General features: G+C 70.4%; 19 protein-coding genes. 13 read left to right on the top strand and 6 right to left on the bottom strand.

The window, feature by feature from the left end:
• Positions 1-178: 178 nt before the first annotated feature.
• From gatC to ilvD, 4 genes are all read left to right on the top strand, one after another.
• Positions 179-478 (top strand): Asp-tRNA(Asn)/Glu-tRNA(Gln) amidotransferase subunit GatC, encoded by a 300-nt coding sequence (gene gatC / locus AC2AXK_RS08395; protein ID WP_484344895.1) that lies wholly within the window; start codon positions 179-181, stop codon positions 476-478.
• On the top strand, positions 475-1,989 hold the full coding sequence (gene gatA / locus AC2AXK_RS08390; protein WP_484344894.1) for an Asp-tRNA(Asn)/Glu-tRNA(Gln) amidotransferase subunit GatA: 1,515 nt from the start codon (positions 475-477) through the stop codon (positions 1,987-1,989). The genes gatC and gatA overlap by 4 nt, the downstream gene beginning before the upstream one ends.
• Positions 1,986-3,494: an Asp-tRNA(Asn)/Glu-tRNA(Gln) amidotransferase subunit GatB gene (gatB, locus tag AC2AXK_RS08385; RefSeq protein ID WP_484344893.1), complete on the top strand. Its 1,509-nt coding sequence runs from the start codon at positions 1,986-1,988 to the stop codon at positions 3,492-3,494. The genes gatA and gatB overlap by 4 nt, the downstream gene beginning before the upstream one ends.
• A gap of 135 nt (positions 3,495-3,629) precedes the next feature.
• Positions 3,630-5,363: a dihydroxy-acid dehydratase gene (ilvD, locus tag AC2AXK_RS08380; RefSeq protein WP_484344892.1), complete on the top strand. Its 1,734-nt coding sequence runs from the start codon at positions 3,630-3,632 to the stop codon at positions 5,361-5,363.
• A gap of 28 nt (positions 5,364-5,391) precedes the next feature.
• Here the strand turns inward: ilvD and AC2AXK_RS08375 are convergent, their stop codons facing one another.
• On the bottom strand, positions 5,392-6,012 hold the full coding sequence (locus AC2AXK_RS08375; RefSeq protein WP_484344891.1) for a DUF4352 domain-containing protein: 621 nt from the start codon (positions 6,010-6,012) through the stop codon (positions 5,392-5,394).
• A 416-nt stretch (positions 6,013-6,428) separates the two neighbouring features.
• Here AC2AXK_RS08375 and AC2AXK_RS08370 point away from each other — a divergent pair, with 416 nt between their 5' ends.
• The 5 genes from AC2AXK_RS08370 to AC2AXK_RS08350 all read left to right on the top strand — a co-directional run bounded on the left by AC2AXK_RS08370 (position 6,429) and on the right by AC2AXK_RS08350 (position 11,066).
• Entirely contained in the window at positions 6,429-8,306 is a 1,878-nt protein-coding gene (locus tag AC2AXK_RS08370; protein WP_484344890.1) for an acetolactate synthase large subunit, read from the top strand.
• 21 nt (positions 8,307-8,327) lie between these two features.
• Entirely contained in the window at positions 8,328-8,849 is a 522-nt protein-coding gene (ilvN, locus tag AC2AXK_RS08365) for an acetolactate synthase small subunit (protein WP_484344889.1), read from the top strand.
• A gap of 45 nt (positions 8,850-8,894) precedes the next feature.
• A complete protein-coding gene (gene ilvC / locus AC2AXK_RS08360; RefSeq protein ID WP_484344888.1) occupies positions 8,895-9,923 on the top strand; it encodes a ketol-acid reductoisomerase in 1,029 nt (342 codons plus the stop codon).
• Between the two features lie 139 nt (positions 9,924-10,062).
• Positions 10,063-10,527 carry a nitroreductase family deazaflavin-dependent oxidoreductase gene (locus tag AC2AXK_RS08355; RefSeq protein WP_484344887.1) on the top strand — a complete coding sequence of 155 codons (465 nt, stop codon included), beginning with the start codon at positions 10,063-10,065 and terminating at the stop codon, positions 10,525-10,527.
• Complete coding sequence (locus tag AC2AXK_RS08350) at positions 10,524-11,066, top strand: ASCH domain-containing protein (protein ID WP_484344886.1); 543 nt, start codon at positions 10,524-10,526, stop codon at positions 11,064-11,066. The genes AC2AXK_RS08355 and AC2AXK_RS08350 overlap by 4 nt, the downstream gene beginning before the upstream one ends.
• 50 nt (positions 11,067-11,116) lie before the next feature.
• Here AC2AXK_RS08350 and AC2AXK_RS08345 read toward each other — a convergent pair whose 3' ends face one another.
• On the bottom strand, positions 11,117-11,440 hold the full coding sequence (locus tag AC2AXK_RS08345) for an antibiotic biosynthesis monooxygenase family protein (protein WP_484344885.1): 324 nt from the start codon (positions 11,438-11,440) through the stop codon (positions 11,117-11,119).
• A gap of 89 nt (positions 11,441-11,529) precedes the next feature.
• Between AC2AXK_RS08345 and AC2AXK_RS08340 the strand changes: the two genes are divergently transcribed.
• From AC2AXK_RS08340 to lplAB, 4 genes are all read left to right on the top strand, one after another.
• Positions 11,530-12,573: a 3-isopropylmalate dehydrogenase gene (locus AC2AXK_RS08340; RefSeq protein ID WP_484344884.1), complete on the top strand. Its 1,044-nt coding sequence runs from the start codon at positions 11,530-11,532 to the stop codon at positions 12,571-12,573.
• 118 nt (positions 12,574-12,691) lie between these two features.
• The gene (locus tag AC2AXK_RS08335) at positions 12,692-13,819 is read left to right on the top strand and encodes a branched-chain amino acid aminotransferase (protein ID WP_484344883.1); all 1,128 of its coding nucleotides are present in this window, start codon (positions 12,692-12,694) and stop codon (positions 13,817-13,819) included.
• Positions 13,820-14,081: 262 nt separating this feature from the next.
• Entirely contained in the window at positions 14,082-15,671 is a 1,590-nt protein-coding gene (cimA, locus tag AC2AXK_RS08330; protein WP_484344882.1) for a citramalate synthase, read from the top strand.
• An 84-nt stretch (positions 15,672-15,755) separates the two neighbouring features.
• Positions 15,756-16,805, top strand: a complete 1,050-nt coding sequence (lplAB, locus tag AC2AXK_RS08325; protein ID WP_484344881.1) for a lipoate-protein ligase LplAB — start codon at positions 15,756-15,758, stop codon at positions 16,803-16,805.
• 7 nt (positions 16,806-16,812) lie between these two features.
• Here the strand turns inward: lplAB and AC2AXK_RS08320 are convergent, their stop codons facing one another.
• The 4 genes from AC2AXK_RS08320 to AC2AXK_RS08305 all read right to left on the bottom strand — a co-directional run bounded on the left by AC2AXK_RS08320 (position 16,813) and on the right by AC2AXK_RS08305 (position 19,245).
• Positions 16,813-17,262, bottom strand: coding sequence for a hypothetical protein (locus AC2AXK_RS08320; RefSeq protein WP_484344880.1), 450 nt, complete (start codon positions 17,260-17,262; stop codon positions 16,813-16,815).
• Complete coding sequence (locus AC2AXK_RS08315; protein ID WP_484344879.1) at positions 17,249-17,443, bottom strand: helix-turn-helix transcriptional regulator; 195 nt, start codon at positions 17,441-17,443, stop codon at positions 17,249-17,251. The genes AC2AXK_RS08320 and AC2AXK_RS08315 overlap by 14 nt, the downstream gene beginning before the upstream one ends.
• Positions 17,444-17,457: 14 nt before the next feature.
• Positions 17,458-18,342, bottom strand: a complete 885-nt coding sequence (locus AC2AXK_RS08310) for a CPBP family intramembrane glutamic endopeptidase (protein WP_484344878.1) — start codon at positions 18,340-18,342, stop codon at positions 17,458-17,460.
• Between the two features lie 105 nt (positions 18,343-18,447).
• Positions 18,448-19,245, bottom strand: a complete 798-nt coding sequence (locus AC2AXK_RS08305; protein WP_484344877.1) for a hypothetical protein — start codon at positions 19,243-19,245, stop codon at positions 18,448-18,450.
• Positions 19,246-19,284 lie beyond the last annotated feature (39 nt).

Here is a 19,284-nt window from a genome sequence, read left to right as displayed (position 1 = left end):
GGAGACTGTGTGGGAGAGTAGGACGCCGCCGGACAACCATTGTCGAAGGCCCACCCCTCAAGGGGTGGGCCTTCGTCGTACCCAGACAGTTTTCAGCGCCAGGGACTGCACAGGGAACGGCTCGACTGCACGAACGAGGCCTCACGGACGGCCGTGGCGCAGGCTCTAGACTGGGACCATGTCCACACTTTCTCGCGATGAGGTCGCGCGCGTAGCAGCGCTCGCCCGCATCGATCTGCGCCCAGAAGAGCTCGACCGTCTCGCCGGCGAGCTCGTCGTCATCGTCGATGCCATCGCCGAGGTCGGGAGCATCGTCACCCCCGACGTCCCCGCGACGAGCCACCCGCTGCCGTTGACGAACGTCTTCCGCGAGGACGTGCCGGTCGCGCCGCTCGACGTCGACGAGATCATGGCCGCGGCGCCGTCGAGCATCGACGGCCGCTTCGCTGTCCCGCAGATCCTCGGGGAGGACTCATGACCGACCTCATCCGCTCGTCGGCCGCCGACCTCGCTGCGGCGATGGAGTCGGGCGAGCTCACGAGCACCGAGATCACGCGCGCCCACCTCGAGCGCATCTCCGCGGTCGAGCCGTCCGTGCACGCCTTCCTCCACGTCGACGCCGACGCCGCGATGGCGACGGCGGGTGACGTCGACGCACGCCGGGCCGCGGGGGAGAAGCTCCACCCGCTCGCCGGGGTGCCGATCGCCGTCAAGGACGTCGTCGTCACCCGTGGCGTGCCGACGACCGCCGGCTCGAAGATCCTCGAAGGGTGGCTGCCGCCCTACGACGCGACGCTCGTCGAGCGCATCAAGGCGGCAGGGCTGCCGATCCTTGGCAAGACGAACATGGACGAGTTCGCGATGGGCTCGAGCACCGAGCACTCCGCGTACGGCAACACGTCCAACCCCTGGGACCTCGACCGCATCCCCGGCGGTTCTGGCGGTGGGTCCGCGGCGGCCGTCGCGGCGTTCGAGGCGCCTCTCGCGATCGGCACGGACACAGGTGGCTCCATCCGGCAGCCCGGTGCGGTGACCGGCACTGTCGGCGTGAAGCCGACGTACGGTGGGGTGTCCCGGTACGGCCTCATCGCGATGGCCTCCTCGCTCGACCAGGCCGGTCCCGTCAGCCGCACGGTGCTCGACTCCGCGCTGCTCCACGAGCTTATCGGGGGACACGACCCCCGGGACTCCACGTCCCTGGACGAGCCCGTTCCCGCCGTCGTGGACGCCGCGCGCCGTGGCGCCCTCGGCGATCTCACGGGCGTGCGGGTCGGTGTCGTGACGGAGCTGAGCGGCGAGGGGTACCAGGCCGGCGTGTCCGCGCGCTTCGAGGAGTCGCTCGAGCTGCTGCGCCGCGCAGGTGCCGAGATCGTCGAGGTCTCCTGCCCGAGCTTCCGGTACGCACTGTCCGCGTACTACCTCATCATGCCGTCCGAGGCGTCGAGCAACCTCGCGAAGTTCGACGGGATGCGGTTCGGTCTGCGTGTGGAGCCGACGGACGGGCCGGTCACCGCCGAGCGCGTCATGTCCGCCACCCGGGGCGCCGGGTTCGGCGACGAGGTCAAGCGCCGTGTCATCCTCGGCACCTACGCACTCTCCGCCGGGTACTACGACGCCTACTACGGCAGCGCGCAGAAGGTCCGCACACTCATCCAGCGTGACTTCGACGCGGCGTTCGCCGTCGCCGACGTCCTCGTCTCGCCCACGGCGCCGACGACGGCGTTCCGCTTCGGGGAGAAGATGGACGACCCGCTGGCCATGTACCTCAACGACGTCGCGACGATCCCCGCGAACCTCGCGGGCGTGCCCGGCATGTCGGTGCCCAACGGGCTCTCCGACGACGGCCTCCCGGTCGGGTTCCAGATCCTCGCCCCGGCCCGCAAGGACGACCGGCTCTACCACGTGGGGGCTGCGTTGGAGTCCCTCCTCGAGAACACCTGGGGCGGCCCGCTGCTCGCCCGAGCACCAGAACTGGAGATCGCCCGATGAGCACCTCGAGCACCGTCGACCTCGTCGACTACGACGACGCCGTCTCGCGGTACGACCCCGTGATCGGCATCGAGGTCCATGTCGAGCTGGGCACCGTCACGAAGATGTTCTGCGCGGCCGAGGTCGCGTTCGGAGGAGCGCCGAACACCCAGGTGACCCCGGTGTCGCTCGGTCTCCCCGGCGCTCTCCCCGTGGTCAACGGCAAGGCCGTCGAGTACGCCATCCGCATCGGGCTCGCGCTCAACTGTGAGATCGCCGAGTCGTGCCGCTTCGCACGGAAGAACTACTTCTACCCCGACGTCCCGAAGAACTTCCAGACGTCCCAGTACGACGAGCCCATCGCGTTCGACGGGTACCTCGACGTGGAGCTCGACGACGGTTCCGTGTTCCGCGTCGAGATCGAGCGTGCGCACATGGAGGAGGACGCCGGGAAGAACACGCACGTCGGTGGCAGCACGGGGCGCATCCACGGGGCGGAGTACTCCCTCGTCGACTACAACCGCGCGGGCATCCCGCTCGTGGAGATCGTCACGCGTCCGATCACGGGCGCGGGGGACCGTGCTCCCGAGGTCGCGCGCGCGTATGTCCAGACGCTGCGAGACATCTTCCGGGCGCTCGACGTCTCCGAGGCCCGCATGGAGCGGGGCAACGTCCGTGCGGACGTCAACCTCTCGCTGCGCCCGACGCCCGAGTCGCCGCTGGGTACCCGCACCGAGACGAAGAACGTCAACTCGTTCCGGTCCATCGAGCGTGCGGTGCGGTACGAGGTGAGCCGCCAGGCCGCCGTGCTCGACGCTGGCGGGACGATCATCCAGGAGACCCGGCACTGGCACGAGGACACCTCGACGACGACGTCGGGACGCGTGAAGTCCGACGCCGAGGACTACCGGTACTTCCCGGAGCCCGACCTCGTGCCGGTCGCGCCGTCCCGCGAGTGGGTCGAGGAGATCCGCGCGACGCTCCCGGAGATGCCCGTCGCGAGGCGCCGACGCCTGCAGACCGAGTGGGGCTACTCGGACCCCGAGATGCGCGACGTCGTCAATGCCGGTGCTGTCGAGATCATCGAGACGACGATCGCGGCCGGCGCGAGCGCCGCCGCGGCACGCAAGTGGTGGATGGGTGAGCTCGCCCGGGCCGCGAAGACCGCGGACGTCGAGCTCACCGATCTCCCGGTCACTCCCGAGCAGGTCGGTGAGCTCCAGGCTCTCGTGGACTCAGGTCGCATCAACGACAAGCTGGCGCGGCAGGTGCTCGAGGGAGTGCTCGCGGGAGAGGGCTCCCCCGAGGAGGTCGTCGTGACCCGTGGCCTCGAGATCGTCTCCGACGACGGCCCGCTGCTCGAGGCGATCGATGCGGCTCTCGCCGCGCAGCCCGACATCGCCGAGAAGATCCGCTCGGGAAACCTCGGTCCGGTCGGGGCCGTCATCGGAGCAGTCATGAAGGCGACGAGAGGGCAGGCGGACGCCGGACGGGTCCGCGAGCTCATCCTCGAACGCATCGGCTGAGACCAGGGGCGCTCCCGACCGTGCGAACCACGCGCGGTCGGGAGCGAACGAGCTCCGGGTCGCGCGCACGCCGACCGGTCGCCTCGGCGTGCGTCCTCGCGACGGGCGCCGAGGCGCGCCCATAGACTCGGGTGCATGACCACAACCAGCCAGCACGCCGGCTCTCCCGGGTCCACCTCGGGGATCGACATCAAGCCCCGGTCCCGGACCGTCACCGACGGGATCGAGGCGACCGCCTCCCGGGGGATGCTCCGGGCCGTGGGGCTCGGCGACGACGACTTCGCGAAGCCGCAGATCGGCGTCGCGAGCTCGTGGAACGAGATCACGCCGTGCAACCTCTCGCTCGACCGCCTGGCGAAGGCCGTGAAGAACGGCGTCCATGCCGGTGGCGGCTTCCCGCTCGAGTTCGGCACCATCTCCGTGTCCGACGGGATCTCGATGGGGCACGAGGGCATGCACTTCTCCCTCGTCTCGCGGGACATCATCGCCGACTCCGTCGAGACCGTCATGCAGGCGGAGCGTCTCGACGGGTCCGTGCTCCTCGCCGGGTGCGACAAGTCCCTGCCGGGGATGCTCATGGCCGCGGCGCGACTCGACCTTGCGTCCGTGTTCCTGTACGCAGGGACGATCATGCCCGGGTGGGTCAAGCTCGAGGACGGTACCGAGAAGGACGTCACGCTCATCGACGCCTTCGAGGCCGTGGGCGCGTGCTCGCGTGGCCTCATGAGCCAGGGAGACCTCGAGCGGATCGAGCGCGCGATCTGCCCGGGAGAGGGCGCCTGCGGCGGGATGTACACGGCGAACACCATGGCCTCGGTCGCCGAGGCGATGGGGATGTCCCTCCCGGGTTCTGCCGCACCGCCGTCCGCTGACCGCCGTCGCGACGCGTTCGCGTTCAAGTCAGGTGAGGCGGTCGTGGAGATGCTCCGCAAGGGGATCACCGCGCGGCAGATCATGACCAAGGAGGCGTTCGAGAACGCGATCGCCGTGGTCATGGCTTTCGGCGGATCGACGAACGCCGTCCTGCACCTGCTCGCCATCGCCCACGAGGCCGAGGTCGAGCTCACGCTCGCGGACTTCACCCGTGTCGCGGCGCGCGTGCCGCACCTCGGTGACCTCAAGCCGTTCGGACGCTACGTCATGGCCGACGTCGACCGGATCGGTGGGGTGCCCGTCGTCATGAAGGCACTGCTCGACGCGGGGTTGCTGCACGGCGACTGCCTCACGGTCACCGGCAAGACCGTCGCCGAGAACCTCGCCGACATCGCACCTCCCGACCCGGACGGGAAGATCCTCCGGGCGCTCGACAACCCGATCCACCGCACGGGCGGCATCACGATCCTGCACGGTTCCCTCGCGCCCGAGGGTGCCGTCGTGAAGTCCGCGGGGTTCGACAAGGACGTGTTCGAGGGGACGGCGCGGGTGTTCGACCGGGAGCGTGCTGCGATGGACGCCCTCGAGGACGGCACCATCCAGGCGGGGGACGTCGTGGTGATCCGGTACGAGGGGCCCAAGGGCGGCCCCGGGATGCGGGAGATGCTCGCGATCACCGGCGCGATCAAGGGGGCGGGCCTCGGCAAGGACGTGCTGCTCCTCACGGACGGTCGGTTCTCGGGTGGGACCACCGGACTGTGCGTCGGGCACGTCGCCCCCGAGGCCGTCGACGCTGGTCCTGTCGCGTTCGTCCGGGACGGTGACCGGATCCGGCTCGACGTCGCGAACGCGACGCTCGACCTGCTCGTGGACGACGCAGAGCTGGAATCACGCCGCGCCGGGTGGGCGCCGCTCGCGCCGACCTATACGCGCGGGGTGCTCGCGAAGTACGCGAAGCTCGTCCACTCCGCGTCGCAGGGTGCGGTGCTGTACTGATCGGCCCCGGGGGGCCGCACGAGGAGGGTCAGTCCAGGGGGAGGGAGACGCTGAACTCTGCGTCCCCTTCGCCCGGCTCGGCGGCTGTCCGCGTCCGGACGAGGACGAGCTCGGCGGACTCGAGGGTGGGGGTGTCCCACTCCATCGGAAAGGCGACCCAGCCTCGTTGCGTACGGCCGGCCGACTGCGAACCGAGGGGCCACAGCGTCGAGTCCGTGAGCGCTGCCGGCACCGTCGCGAGCGCACGCAGCGGATCGCCGGCATCCGACCGGAGCTCGAAGCTGTTCGGGCCGACCTCCCGGGGGTGCGTGGTGCCCGTGGTGACGGTGAGGTCGACGAGAAGCAGCGTGTCGACGCCGTCAGGCACGTCGGCGGAGTCCGGGGCCGGGTAGTTCGTCACGACCCCGTGCACGAGAACCTTGTGGTTGGCCACCCGGTCGTCGATGGAGCCGGTGAGCTCGACATAGGCGAGGTCGGCCGGACTGCTCGAGTCTGCGGGGGCGAGCGGGTCGCTCCCGCAGGCAGCGAGCGCGGGGAGCAACGCAGCGACGAGCGCGATCCTCGGCCATGCCCCGGCGGACCGACGAGCGGCTCCGGCCAGGGACGTGTGACGCGCTACGGGCTCGCGGACCGCGGTGTCCTGCTCCATCGTGGGTGTCGTCCTCCTCGTCGGCGCCTGCCCGCGTGCTCGTGGCGCGGCTCCTCACTCTAGAGGGCCGCGGGTGGGCTGCAAGGGCCCCGGTCCCACCGGCTGAGACATGGCCGGAGACATGTGACATCGATGAGGACGAGGCGTACTGTGCTGGGTGTGCAGATGATCCTTCTCGTAGTACTTCCTGAGCGCGTCGGCTGAGGCCCACCACTGAGGTCTCGTCCGCGCGCTTACCCCTCGAAGAGCCCTACCCGGGTGCGAGGGGTTTTTTCATGTCACCACCAGTGAACCCCGCTCGGCGCCCATCCGGCGCAGGAGGGGTCGCATCCGGGACCGAGCGTCCCGGGACCGAGCAGCTCGACCAGCCTGACCGGTAGCACCTCCCACCCAGCATGAGCACACAGGAGAACCTGATGGTCCAGGGACCCACGCCGGCACCGCCCCGCGGTACCGCCAAGACAAGCGACACCGCGGCGCCCGGCGCCGCGAAGCCGGCTCCCGCACGTGGAGCTGCGACGGCTGCGTCGTCCGTCGTCGCGCCGTACGAGCTCAACGGCGCGGAGTCGATCGTCCGGTCGCTCGAGGCCGCCGGGGTCGAGGTCGTCTTCGGCATCCCGGGCGGGGCGATCCTCCCGACGTACGACCCGCTCATGGACTCGAAGAAGCTCCGGCACATCCTCGTGCGGCACGAGCAGGGTGGTGGGCACGCGGCCTCCGGGTACGCGCACGCGACCGGACGTGTCGGCGTGACCATGGCGACGTCGGGCCCCGGGGCGACGAACCTCGTCACGCCGATCGCGGACGCCAACATGGACTCCATCCCCATGGTCGCGATCACCGGCCAGGTCGGCGCCTCCCTCATCGGGACGGACGCCTTCCAGGAGGCGGACATCGTCGGCATCACCCTGCCTGTCACGAAGCACAACTTCCTCGTGACGAACCCGGATGACATCCCGCGCACGATCGCCGAGGCGTTCCACATCGCCTCGACGGGGCGGCCCGGACCTGTGCTCGTCGACATCGCGAAGTCGGCCATGCAGTCCCGGACGACCTTCTCCTGGCCCCAGGAGCTCAACCTGCCCGGGTACCACCCGGTGACGAAGCCCCACAGCAAGCAGATCCGCGAGGCGGCCCGGCTCCTGGCGTCCGCACGTCGCCCCGTGCTCTACATCGGTGGCGGTGCGATCCGTTCGGGTGCGGCCGCCCAGCTGCGCAAGCTCGTCGACCTGTCCGGCGCTGCCGCGGTGACGACCCTCATGGCCCGCGGCGCACTGCCGGACTCCCACCCGCAGAACCTCGGGATGCCCGGGATGCACGGCACGGTGCCCGCGGTCGCGGCCCTGCAGAAGGCGGACCTCGTCTTTGCCCTCGGCGCTCGCTTCGACGACCGTGTGACGGGCAAGCTCTCGAGCTTCGCGCCGCACGCGACGATCATCCACGCGGACATCGACCCTGCGGAGATCGGCAAGAACCGCACCCCGGACGTGCCGATCGTCGGTGACCTCAAAGAGGTCATCGCCGACCTGCTGCCCGAGCTCGCGCGCGAGCACGAGCAGCACGGCAAGCCGGACCTCGAGGCGTGGTGGCGCCAGATCGACGGGTGGCGCGAGACGTACCCGCTCGGCTTCACCGAGCCCGACGACGGCCACCTCGCCCCGCAGCACATCATCAGCAGGCTCGGCGCGATCTCCGGGCCGGACTCCATCTACGTCGCCGGTGTCGGGCAGCACCAGATGTGGGCGTCGCAGTTCATCCGCTACGAGCGCCCGAACACGTGGCTCAACTCCGGCGGACTGGGGACGATGGGGTACTCGATCCCCGCAGCGATGGGCGCGAAGGTCGGCCAGCCCGACCGCACGGTCTGGGCGATCGACGGCGACGGGTGCTTCCAGATGACCAACCAGGAGCTGGCCACCTGCACCATCAACGACATCCCCATCAAGGTCGCGCTCATCAACAACTCGTCGCTCGGCATGGTGCGCCAGTGGCAGACCCTGTTCTACGAGTCGCGGTACTCCAACACCGACCTGCACACGGGGCACGGGACGCGTCGCGTCCCCGACTTCGTCAAGCTGGCCGACGCCTACGGCTGCGTCGGCATTCGCGTCGAGCACGCGAACGAGGTCGATGCGGCGATCAAGCGGGCCGAGTCGATCAACGACCAGCCCGTCGTCATCGACTTCAATGTCTCCAGGGACGCGATGGTGTGGCCGATGGTCGCCGCCGGAGTGAGCAACGACGACATCCAGTACGCACGCGGGATCTCACCCGCGTGGGACCGCGAAGACTGACACCGGAAGGCTGGTAGGAACATGACGCGTCACACCCTCTCGGTGCTCGTGGAGAACAAGCCGGGCGTGCTCACCAGGATCGCAGGGCTGTTCGCCCGCAGGTCCTTCAACATCCACTCGCTCGCGGTCGGTCCCACCGAGCACGACGACCTCTCGCGCGTGACGGTCGTCGTCGACGTCGACTCGCTGCCGCTCGAGCAGGTGACGAAGCAGCTGAACAAGCTCATCAACGTCATCAAGATCGTCGAGCTCGATCCCTCGGCCGCCGTCCAGCGCGAGCTCATGCTCGTCAAGGTGCGCGCCGACCTCACGAGCCGCACCCATGTGCTCGAGGTCGTCCAGCTCTTCCGTGCCCACGTCGTGGACGTCGTCCCCGACGCGGTGACGATCGAGGCGACCGGGAATCCCGAGAAGCTCTCGGCGCTGCTCACGGCGCTCGAGCCCTTCGGGATCCGTGAGATCGTCAAGTCCGGCACCGTCGGCATCGGTCGCGGCGCCCGCTCCATCACGGACCGCGCGCTCGAGCGCGTCCGTAGCGCCTGACCCCTTTCGCTTCCAACACACATACGAGAACCAAGGAGATCCACGGTGGCTGAGCTGTTCTACGACGACGACGCTGATCTGTCCATCATCGCTGCCCGCAAGGTCGCGGTCATCGGCTACGGCAGCCAGGGGCACGCCCACGCGCTCAACCTGCGGGACTCGGGCGTCGACGTGCGCGTCGGGCTCCGCGAGGGCAGCTCCTCGCGTGCCAAGGCCGAGAACGAAGGACTGCGCGTCCTGAGCGTCGCCGAGGCGGTCAAGGAGGCTGACGTGGTCGTCATCCTCGCGCCCGACCAGGTCCAGCGCCACGTGTACGCGCAGGAGATCGCACCCAACCTCAACGAGGGCACCGCGCTCGTCTTCGGGCACGGCTTCAACATCCGCTTCGGGTACATCAAGCCCGAGCCGGGCTTCGACGTCATCATGGTCGCGCCCAAGGGACCGGGGCACCTCGTGCGCCGCGAGTACCTCGACGGACGCGGCGTGCCGGTCATCGTCGCGGTCGAGCAGGACGCGTCCGGTCACGCGTGGGAGCTCGCGCTGTCCTACGGCAAGGCCATCGGAGGCCTGCGTGCCGCCGGGATCAAGACGACGTTCACCGAGGAGACCGAGACGGACCTCTTCGGCGAGCAGGCCGTCCTGTGCGGTGGCGCCTCGCAGCTCGTCCAGTACGGCTTCGAGGTCCTCACCGAGGCGGGCTACCAGCCCGAGGTCGCCTACTTCGAGGTGCTCCACGAGCTCAAGCTCATCGTCGACCTCATGTGGGAGGGCGGCATCGCGAAGCAGCGCTGGTCCGTCTCCGACACCGCGGAGTACGGCGACTACGTCTCCGGCCCGCGCGTCATCACGCCCGAGGTGAAGGAGAACATGAAGGCTGTCCTCGCCGACATCCAGAACGGTGCGTTCGCCGAGCGGTTCATCAACGACCAGGAGAACGGCGGCCAGGAGTTCAAGGAGCTGCGCGCCAAGGGTGAGCAGCACCCGATCGAGGCCACCGGCCGCGAGCTGCGCAAGCTCTTCGCGTGGGTCAAGCCGTCCGACTCGGACTACGTCGAGGGCTCCGCGGGGCGCTGACGCCTCGTCCGTCCCGCCGGGGCGGGTACCCCACTGACGTGGCGGTGCCCGCCCCGGCGTGCGTCCGGACCCGCCGGGCGCCACGTCCGGTGCGCGTCGCGCCGTGCGCGCGCCTCGAGCACGATGGTTGACTAGGCACATGCCACTCGACGGAGTCTACGAACCCAGCCCCGACACCCGGACGCGCGAGCAGGTGGAGCTCTACGAGAGCTCCGGCGGCACGCAGGGCACGACCTGGGAGGGTCGGCCGGTCATCATCCTCACCTCGCTCGGTGCCCGTTCCGGCAAGGTGCGCAAGGTGCCGCTCATGCGCGTCGAGCACGGCGGCCGGTACGCGGTCGTCGCGAGCATGGGCGGAGCCCCGCAGCACCCGACCTGGTACCACAACCTGCGGGCGCACCCGCTCGTCACGCTCCAGGACGGGGCGCAGGTGCGGGACTACGTCGCCCGCGAGGTGACGGGTGACGAGCGCGAGGAGTGGTGGCAGCGGTCGGTCGCGGCATACCCCGACTATGCGGACTACGCGACGAAGACCGACCGTGTCATCCCTGTCCTCGTCCTCGAGCCGGTGGGCGACGCGACGGGTGAGGACGTGGTCGCATGACTGGCGCCACCGCTGGTCCCCAGGTGCCTGACGCCAGCCCTGGGACAGGTGCGGGCGACGAGGAGATCGTCGAGTTCTGGGAGAGTGCACGGACACGAGCCGGTCTCGGACGCATCGCCGTCGTCGGCGGGGTGTCGGTCGCCGCAGGCGTGCCGCCGATGGCCTGGTCGTTCGGAGACGACGCGACTCTCGCGGACGAGCTCCTCGGCCTCGTGCTCGAGGGGACCAAGACAGCGACGTCGTCATTGCTCGTGGAGTACGGCGACGAGACCGCTCCGCTCCCTGCGGTCGGCGACCTCTCGATCATCCTCGACGGCGCCCGGCACCCGAGGGCGCTCATCCGCACGACCGAGGTCGAGGTCCTGCCGTTCATGGACGTCACTGAGGACTTCGCGGCCGCCGAGGGGGAGGACGACCGGTCGCTCGCGGCCTGGCGCGAGGGCCACTCGAGGTACTTCGCGCGGCAGCTCGGCGTCGATGAGCTGCCCGCGGACCTCGAGGTCGTCGCTGAACGCTTCGAGCTGCTCTACCCGCAGTAGGCGCGCTGGTCTCCCGTCCGACCCCAGGGCCGGCCGGGAGACCCGCGGTGCTATCCCCGCTCGGCGGAGGCGTCCTCGACGAGCTCGAACTCCAGGAGCGACGCGCCGGTGGCGACGGGCGCCGGGCGTCCTTCTCCGCTCGGGCCGGCATGGGCCGCCCGAGCGCCGTTCGCGGCCCAGGCCTGGTAGTCCTCCTCCGTCGCCCAGCGGGTGTAGACGAAGTACCGGCTCTCACCGGCGACGGGGCGCAAGAGCTCGAACCCGAGGAAGCCCGGACTCCCCTCGACGGCTCGTCGACGCGCGGCGAACCGAGCCTCGAGCTCGGCTCCGGCGCCCTCGGGAACCTCGATGGCATTGATCTTCACGACAGTCATGCGGTCCAGCATGCCACCGCCCGCTGGGAACGTGATCGGATCGTGGGACACGCGTTCCGGTTCATGGACGGCGGCGTACCCTCACCGTCATGACGAGGAACATCGAGCTGGCAGTGGTGGCAGGCGACGGCATCGGGATCGAGGTCGTGGAGCAGGGGCTCGCCGTGCTCGACGCGGTGCTCGCCGGCTCGGGGACGACCGTCACCACGACGAAGTTCAACCTCGGTGCGCAGCGCTGGCACGCGACGGGTGAGACGCTCACCGACGCGGACCTGGACGCGATCCGCACCCACGACGCGATCCTCCTCGGCGCCATCGGAGACCCGTCGGTCCCGTCCGGCGTGCTCGAGCGCGGGCTGCTGCTCAAGCTGCGCTTCGCCCTCGACCACTACGTCAACCTGCGCCCCGGAAAGCTGTACCCCGGCGTGCGCTCCCCGCTCGCCGAGCCGGGCGAGATCGACTTCGTCGTCGTGCGCGAGGGCACCGAGGGACCGTACGTCGGCAACGGCGGCGCGATCCGCGTCGGCACCCCGCACGAGGTGGCCAACGAGGTGAGCGTCAACACCGCGTTCGGTGTCGAGCGCGTCGTACGCGACGCGTTCGCCCGCGCGCAGGCGCGTCCGCGCAAGCACCTCACGCTCGTCCACAAGCACAACGTCCTCGTCCACGCCGGCCACCTCTGGCGCCGCACGGTCGAGGCCGTCAACGCTGACTTCCCCGACGTCACGACGGACTACCTGCACGTCGACGCCGCGACGATCTTCCTCACGACCAACCCGTCGCGGTTCGACGTCATCGTCACCGACAACCTCTTCGGCGACATCCTCACCGACCAGGCGGCCGCGATCACCGGCGGCATCGGTCTCGCCGCCTCCGCGAACATCAACCCGGACCGCACCGCACCGTCGATGTTCGAGCCGGTGCACGGATCGGCGCCCGACATCGCCGGGCAGGGCAAGGCGGACCCCACCGCGACGGTGCTGTCCGTCGCCATGCTGCTGGATCACCTCGGGCTGTCCGAGGAGTCTGCACGGGTGGAGTCGGCGGTCGCAGCCGACCTCGTCGAGCGCGACGGCCGAGTACGCTCGACGGCCGAGGTGGGAACTGCGCTCGCGGACCGCGTGCGCGGCTGATCCCCGACCCCGGTCGTCTTCACCGCTCCCTCCCGAGAAGGACCCCCTCCCACAGCGTGCAGCCATTCGGTCCGCGGCGTGGAAAAATGCAGGGGTCGCCAGGTGAAAGGCACTGACCATGAGCACCACGCTTGCACGCTCCACGATGAGCATCGATGAGGCTGCCGCCCGTTTTGACGTCCGACGCAGCGAGTCCCCGCTGCCCACCGCCGAGCGGGAGGCCGTCACCGCGGCACCCCAGTTCGGCACCGTCTTCACCGACCACATGGCACGGGCCACGTGGTCCTCGACGAGCGGCTGGGGGCAGCGTCGGGTCGAGAAGTACGGCCCGCTGCTCATGGACCCCGCGAGCGCCGTCCTGCACTACGGCCAGGAGGTGTTCGAGGGCCTCAAGGCGTACCGGCACGCCGACGGCTCCGTGTGGACGTTCCGCCCGGAGGCGAACGCCGAGCGGTTCGCGAGGTCGGCGCGCCGGTTGGCGCTCCCCGAGCTCTCCACGGAGGACTTCCTCGGCGCGGTCGCTGCGCTCGTGCGCACGGACGTCGAGTGGATCCCCTCCGGAGACGAGGCGAGCCTCTACCTCCGACCGTTCATGTACGCCTCGGAGGTCTTCCTCGGCGTCCGCCCGTCGCTCGAGGCAGAGTTCCTCGTCATCGCCTCGCCCGTCGGCCCGTACTTCGCCGGCGGGGTCAAGCCCGTGTCCATCTGGGTCGCGCAGGACTACCACCGCGCCGGTGAGGGCGGGACGGGGGCCGCGAAGTGCGGCGGGAACTATGCCGCGAGCCTGCTCCCGCAGATGTACGCGCAGGGCAAGGGGTGCGAGCAGGTCTGCTTCCTCGACGCCGCGACGAACTCGGTGATCGAAGAGCTCGGCGGCATGAACGTCTTCTTCGTGCGTGCGGACGGCTCGGTCGAGACTCCCGAGCTCTCGGGGTCGATCCTCGAGGGCGTGACTCGCTCGTCGATCATCCAGCTGCTCGGCGACCGTGGCCTCGAGGTGCGCGAGCGCCGGATCCCGCTGGCGCAGGTCCTGGCCGACCTGGCCGACGGCTCGATCACCGAGGCCTTCGCGTGCGGGACCGCCGCGGTCGTCACACCCATCGGACGGCTCGCGGGGGAGGACTTCGACCTGACGATCGGCGACGGGCACGCAGGTGACCTGACGATGTCGGTGCGCGCCGAGCTCACGGACATCCAGAACGGGCGGGCGACCGACCGGCACGGGTGGATGACCCGACTCGTGTGACGTGCGTCCGCCGGCCGGCGGGGCAGTCGATGACCGACACGGGAGGTGTGTGCCATGATGTGTCTCGTGGCACACACCTCCGCCTGCATGGCGCTCATTCGCACCTAGCGCGTCCCGGACGACCCGGACGCGCGAACCTCCCGTACCCCGGGAGGTTTTTTTGTTGCTGGACGACGGCGCCACCCCTGCCGCGGATCCAGCACAATGCTTCTGGACGTCGGGACCGTCCATCTCCTCACCCAGCACGGAAAAGAGCTCACGCGTGAACTTCCACGTCTACGACACGACCTTGCGCGACGGAGCGCAGCAGGAGGGCATGAACCTGTCCGTCTCGGACAAGCTCGCGATCGCGCCCCTCCTCGACGAGCTGGGTGTCGGGTTCATCGAGGGTGGATGGCCCGGTGCGGTGCCCAAGGACACGGACTTCTTCTCCCGCGCGGCCACCGAGCTCCAGCTGAAGAACGCGGTGCTCGCCGCGTTCGGCGCCACCCGGAAGGTCGGGCTGCGCGCTGCCGAGGACCCCCAGGTCCTCGCACTGCTGCGGTCGCAGGCGCCGGTGGTCACCCTCGTGTCGAAGTTCGACATCCGACACGTCGAGCGGGCACTACGCACCGACGGCGCCGAGAACCTCTCGATGATCCGCGACACCGTCGCGTTCCTCGTCGCCGAGGGACGGCGGGTCGTCGTCGACGCGGAGCACTTCTTCGACGGGTTCCGGTACGACGCCTCGTACGCCCGGGAGGCGCTGCTCGCGGCGTTCGAGGCCGGTGCGGAGGTCGTGGCACTCTGTGACACCAACGGCGGGATGCTGCCGCAGTGGATCACCGAGGTCGTCGGCGACGTCCGGAGCCTGGTGGGCGAGGACGCCGTCCTCGGCATCCACGCGCACAACGACTCCGGCTGTGCCGTCGCGAACTCCCTCGCCGCGATCGACGCCGGCTGCTCGCACGTGCAGGGCACGGTCAACGGCTACGGCGAACGGACCGGCAACGCGGACCTCGTCACGGTCATGGCCAACCTCGAGCTCAAGCACGGCAGGTCGCTGCTCGCCGGTGCAGGCCTCGAGGAGTCGACCCGGATCGCGCACGCGATCAGCGAGATCACGAACATCTCCCCGTACGCCCGCCAGCCGTACGTCGGGGCGAGCGCGTTCGCCCACAAGGCCGGGATCCACGCCAGCGCGATCAAGGTGGACGCGGACCTCTACCAGCACATCGACCCCACGCGGGTGGGCAACGACATGCGGATGCTCATCTCCGACATGGCCGGGCGCGCGTCGATCGAGCTCAAGGGCAAGGAGCTCGGATTCGACCTGTCCGGGCAGGCCGAGGTCCTCACGAGGATCACGGCGCGCGTCAAGGCCGACGAGGCCGACGGGTACACCTACGACGCCGCGGACGCCTCGTTCGAGCTGCTGCTCGTCGAGGAGATGATCGGTGAGCGACCCCGGTACTTCGATGTCGAGAGCTGGCGGACCATCGTCGAGCGCAGCGGGCACCGGGGGACGGAGGCCACCGCCGAGGCGACGGTCAAGCTCAACGCGGGTGGCGCGCGCATCGTGTCGACGGGCGAGGGGAACGGGCCGGTCAACGCGCTCGATGCCGCACTGCGTCTCGCGCTGACCCGGGTCTACCCCGAGATCGAGGCGTTCGAGCTCATCGACTTCAAGGTGCGCATCCTCGACCAGATGCACGGGACCGGTGCCATCACGCGGGTGCTCATCGAGACGACGGACGGGCAGTCGAGCTGGTCGACCGTGGGTGTGGGCCCGAACCTCCTCGAGGCCTCCTGGGAGGCGCTCACCGACTCGGCGATCTACGGGCTCATCCACGCCGGGGTCAACCCGCGCTGACGCCGGGGGCAAGCCGGTCGTGCTCGCTCGGACCGTGTGTCGGCGCTGGCGTGGCACGTCGCCCGGCGGGCATAGGCTGAACCGGTGAGAGGCGAATACAAGGTTCCTGGTGGCAAGCTCGTGGCGATCGACCTCGAGGTCGAGGAGGGCCGGCTCGCGCACGTCGCGGTGAGCGGTGACTTCTTCCTCGAGCCGGACACGGCGCTCGCGGACATCGACGGGGCGCTCGAGGGGATGCCGGCGGACTCCTCGGTCGCTGTGCTCGCGGCGGCGATCGCGCGGTCCCTCGACCCGTCCGCGGTCCTCGTGGGGTTCACCCCCGAGGCGGTGGCGATCGCTGCGCGGCGCGCGCTCGGCCGGGCGACGGGCTGGCACGACCACACCTTCGAGATCGTCCACGAGGGCCCTCAGGCGCCCGAGATGCACATGGCGCTCGACCAGGCCATGGCCGAGTCGGTGGACGCGGGCCTGCGTCCGCCCACCCTGCGGATCTGGGAGTGGGGCGCGCCCGCTGTCGTCATCGGCTCGTTCCAGTCGTTGAAGAACGAGGTCGACCCCGTCGGTGCGGAGAAGCACGGCATCACCGTGGTGCGACGCGTGTCCGGCGGCGGCGCGATGTTCATCGAGCCCGGCAACACCATCACCTACTCGCTCACCGTCCCGGGCTCGCTCGTCGAGGGACTGAGCTTCGAGCGGTCCTACGCCTTCCTCGACGACTGGGTCCTCGGGGCGCTCGCCGACCTCGGCGTGCAGGCCACGTACCAGCCGCTCAACGACATCGCGTCGCCCGCGGGCAAGATCGCCGGCGCGGCGCAGAAGCGCTTCGTCGGTGGCGCGGTGCTGCACCACGTGACGATGGCGTACGACATCGACGCGGACAAGATGCTCGAGGTGCTGCGGATCGGCCGGGAGAAGATGAGCGACAAGGGAACCAAGAGCGCCAACAAGCGGGTCGACCCCGTGCGGTCGCAGACGGGGATGGCCCGTGCAGAGGTCATCGAGGCGTTCAAGTCCCACTTCCGCAGCCGCTACGACACGGTCGACGGTGCGGTGACGGACGCGGAGCGCGCACGCGCCGAGGAACTCGTGGCGACGAAGTTCTCGAGTCCTGAGTGGACCGCGCGGGTGCCATGACGAGGGTTCAGGTGCGGCGGTCGACGACGACGAACGTCACGCCGCCTGTCGCGAGGAGCACGTAGGGCAGGGACCGCAGCGCGGCGTCGGCGTCGAGCCCGAGGTTCACGGCCGCGGGCAGGAGCGACGCGGTGACGAACGCGACGAGTCCGACGACGGTCATGGTCGTGAGGTACACGCGCACGTCGCGTTCGTCGCCCCGGCCCGAGAAGACCCGTTCCGCGGTGGCTGCGTCCGCCCCCCGGCGCGCGGCACGGCGTCCGGCGACCGAGAGCAGGGCGAGCGCGAGACCGCCCCCGCAGAGCACCCCGGATGCCGTCGCCCAGTCGCCGAAGGCGGCGTAGGTCCCGGCGATGGCGAGCACCGATCCACCGGCCGTGAGTGCGAGGGCTCGCTGGCCGCCGGCAGTGCGACGGGGAGACGGGCCGCGGGGCGGAGCAGGGTCAGGGGTCGACATGGAAGATCTCCTCGACGGTCGTGGTGAAGAAGCGGGCGATGGCGAGCGCGAGCGGCAACGACGGGTCGTACTTGCCCGTCTCGATCGAGTTGATGGTCTGCCGGGACACGCCCAGGGCAGTGCCGAGTGCACCCTGGGAGAGACCGGCGGCCTCGCGGAGGCGGCGGACGTCGTTGCGCACGAGGACTCCTCTCGTCAGGCGGAGGGATGGTGCGCCGGGCCGGCTCCCTGGGGGGTCGGCGCGGCGGGGTCGTCGGTCGCGAGGGCCGAGGTGGGCAGCAGCAGCACCCGCAGGTCCACGAGGGTGTGCAGCACCACGGGCAGCAGCAGGCTGCCGGTGGCGAGGTAGAGGGCAGCGAGGACGCCTCCGACGAGCCCGGTGGCGAGGATCCCGGTCGAGCCCTGGTAGGCGTGCGCGATGCCGAACAGCGCTGCAGCGGTGACGACGAGCGTGAGCTGCGAGGTGCCCGCCGGCAGGAGCACGGCGAGAGTGAGCAGGAGAAGCCCTCGGTAGGTGATCTCCTCGGTCACCCCGGCGCTCAGCGAGAGCATGGCCCACCCGCGCCGGCCGGCGGGCGTGCGGGGCAGCATGGGCAGGACGGCTGCCATCTGCCCCCGGGCGGCCTGGGGTGCTGCCGCGCCTGTCTCGCCGTCCGGCGTCGTGCGGGCCCGGCGCCGGGAGACGACGAGGCCGGCGACGATGGTGCCGACGACGGCGAGCAGAGCACCGGTGATCATCCCGGCGACGGTGGAGGACGTGATCGTGCCGTCCGTGAGCCCGAACCGGTCTGCCCCGGCGAGGTCGGGGAGCCGGAAGCCGATCTCGGAGAGCCCGACGCCGGGCAGCGCGAGCACGAGCGCGAGGGCGAGCGCTGCGGTGACGCACCCCTGACGGGTCCAGGAGCGGTAGAACCGCACGCGCGCCGGCTCGCCCTCGACGGCTTCCTCCGCCCGGAAGCGGGCGTAGGAGCGGCGTCCGGACAGGGGCTCGTGGATGACGAGCGCGAGGACGGCGACGACGAGTACGACGGACGTCGACGTCGGCGGGGAGAGGGACTGGAGGTGATCGAGCAACGACATGCGGGCTCCCGGCGGTGTCAAAGATCCTTGACTAGATATGTCAAGGATGCTTGACCTCCGACAGTCCTGTCAAGCGTCTTTGACACCGCCGCGGCGGGGGCGCGGTCAGCGGGCGGCGAGCATCTCCTCGACCGTCGCGCGCGGCTCCGTCATGGCCACGAAGTCGACGCGGGTGTCCTCGAACTGGGCCTCCCCGGCCTCGAACAGCTTCTCGGTCAACGGACCGACGGCATCGTCGTTGACGACGACCGTGAGCCAGACCGGGTAGTCGGCCGGCGCCGTCGCCGGGACGAGACCACGGGTGGTTGGTGCCCCCAGGGCCGCGATCGTCAGCTCCACGAGGGCGCGGACGTCCGCCGCGGTCTGGGCGTCGTCGCCTGCCGCGCCGAGGTGGACGATCTCGGCCCGGAGCCGGTCGTTCTCCTCGTCCCACATGTACGGTGCGGCGACGAGCCCGGGGGAGGGCTCGGTGGCGAGGGGGGCCGGCCCTGCTGGAACGGCCGTCGTCGTGACTGCCGGAGCTTCGACCGGCTCGTCCTCCGAAACCGTGGGCGGGTCCTGGGTCACCACGCTCAGCGGGATGGACACACCGAGCCGCTCCTGGAGGATCTCGACGTGCCGCGCGGCCAGGGGGCCGAGCGGCACGGAGCCCGTGTCGACGACGATCCGCACGCCGGCATCACGGGTGCCCTCGGGGATCGAGTGCCCGAACTCGCCGGCCTGCACGGCGGCGACCGTCGCGACGACGGCAGCGGACAGCCGGTCGGCCGTCGCGGCGTCGTCGCGGGGGTCCGGGACGAACGTCAGGCGCACGAGGACAGCGTTGTCGTCCGCCGACCACTCCTCGGCGGCGCCGTCGGGGAGGTCGTTGGAGGCGGAGCGGCGGGAGAACGGCATCTTCATGGTCCGACCATCCCGCATCGCTGCCCCCGGAGCAAAACG

The organism is Sanguibacter sp. Z6_81, assembly GCF_057180625.1.
The sequence above is the reverse complement of the archived record's forward strand: the minus strand, read 5'-3'. Positions and strand labels throughout refer to the sequence as shown.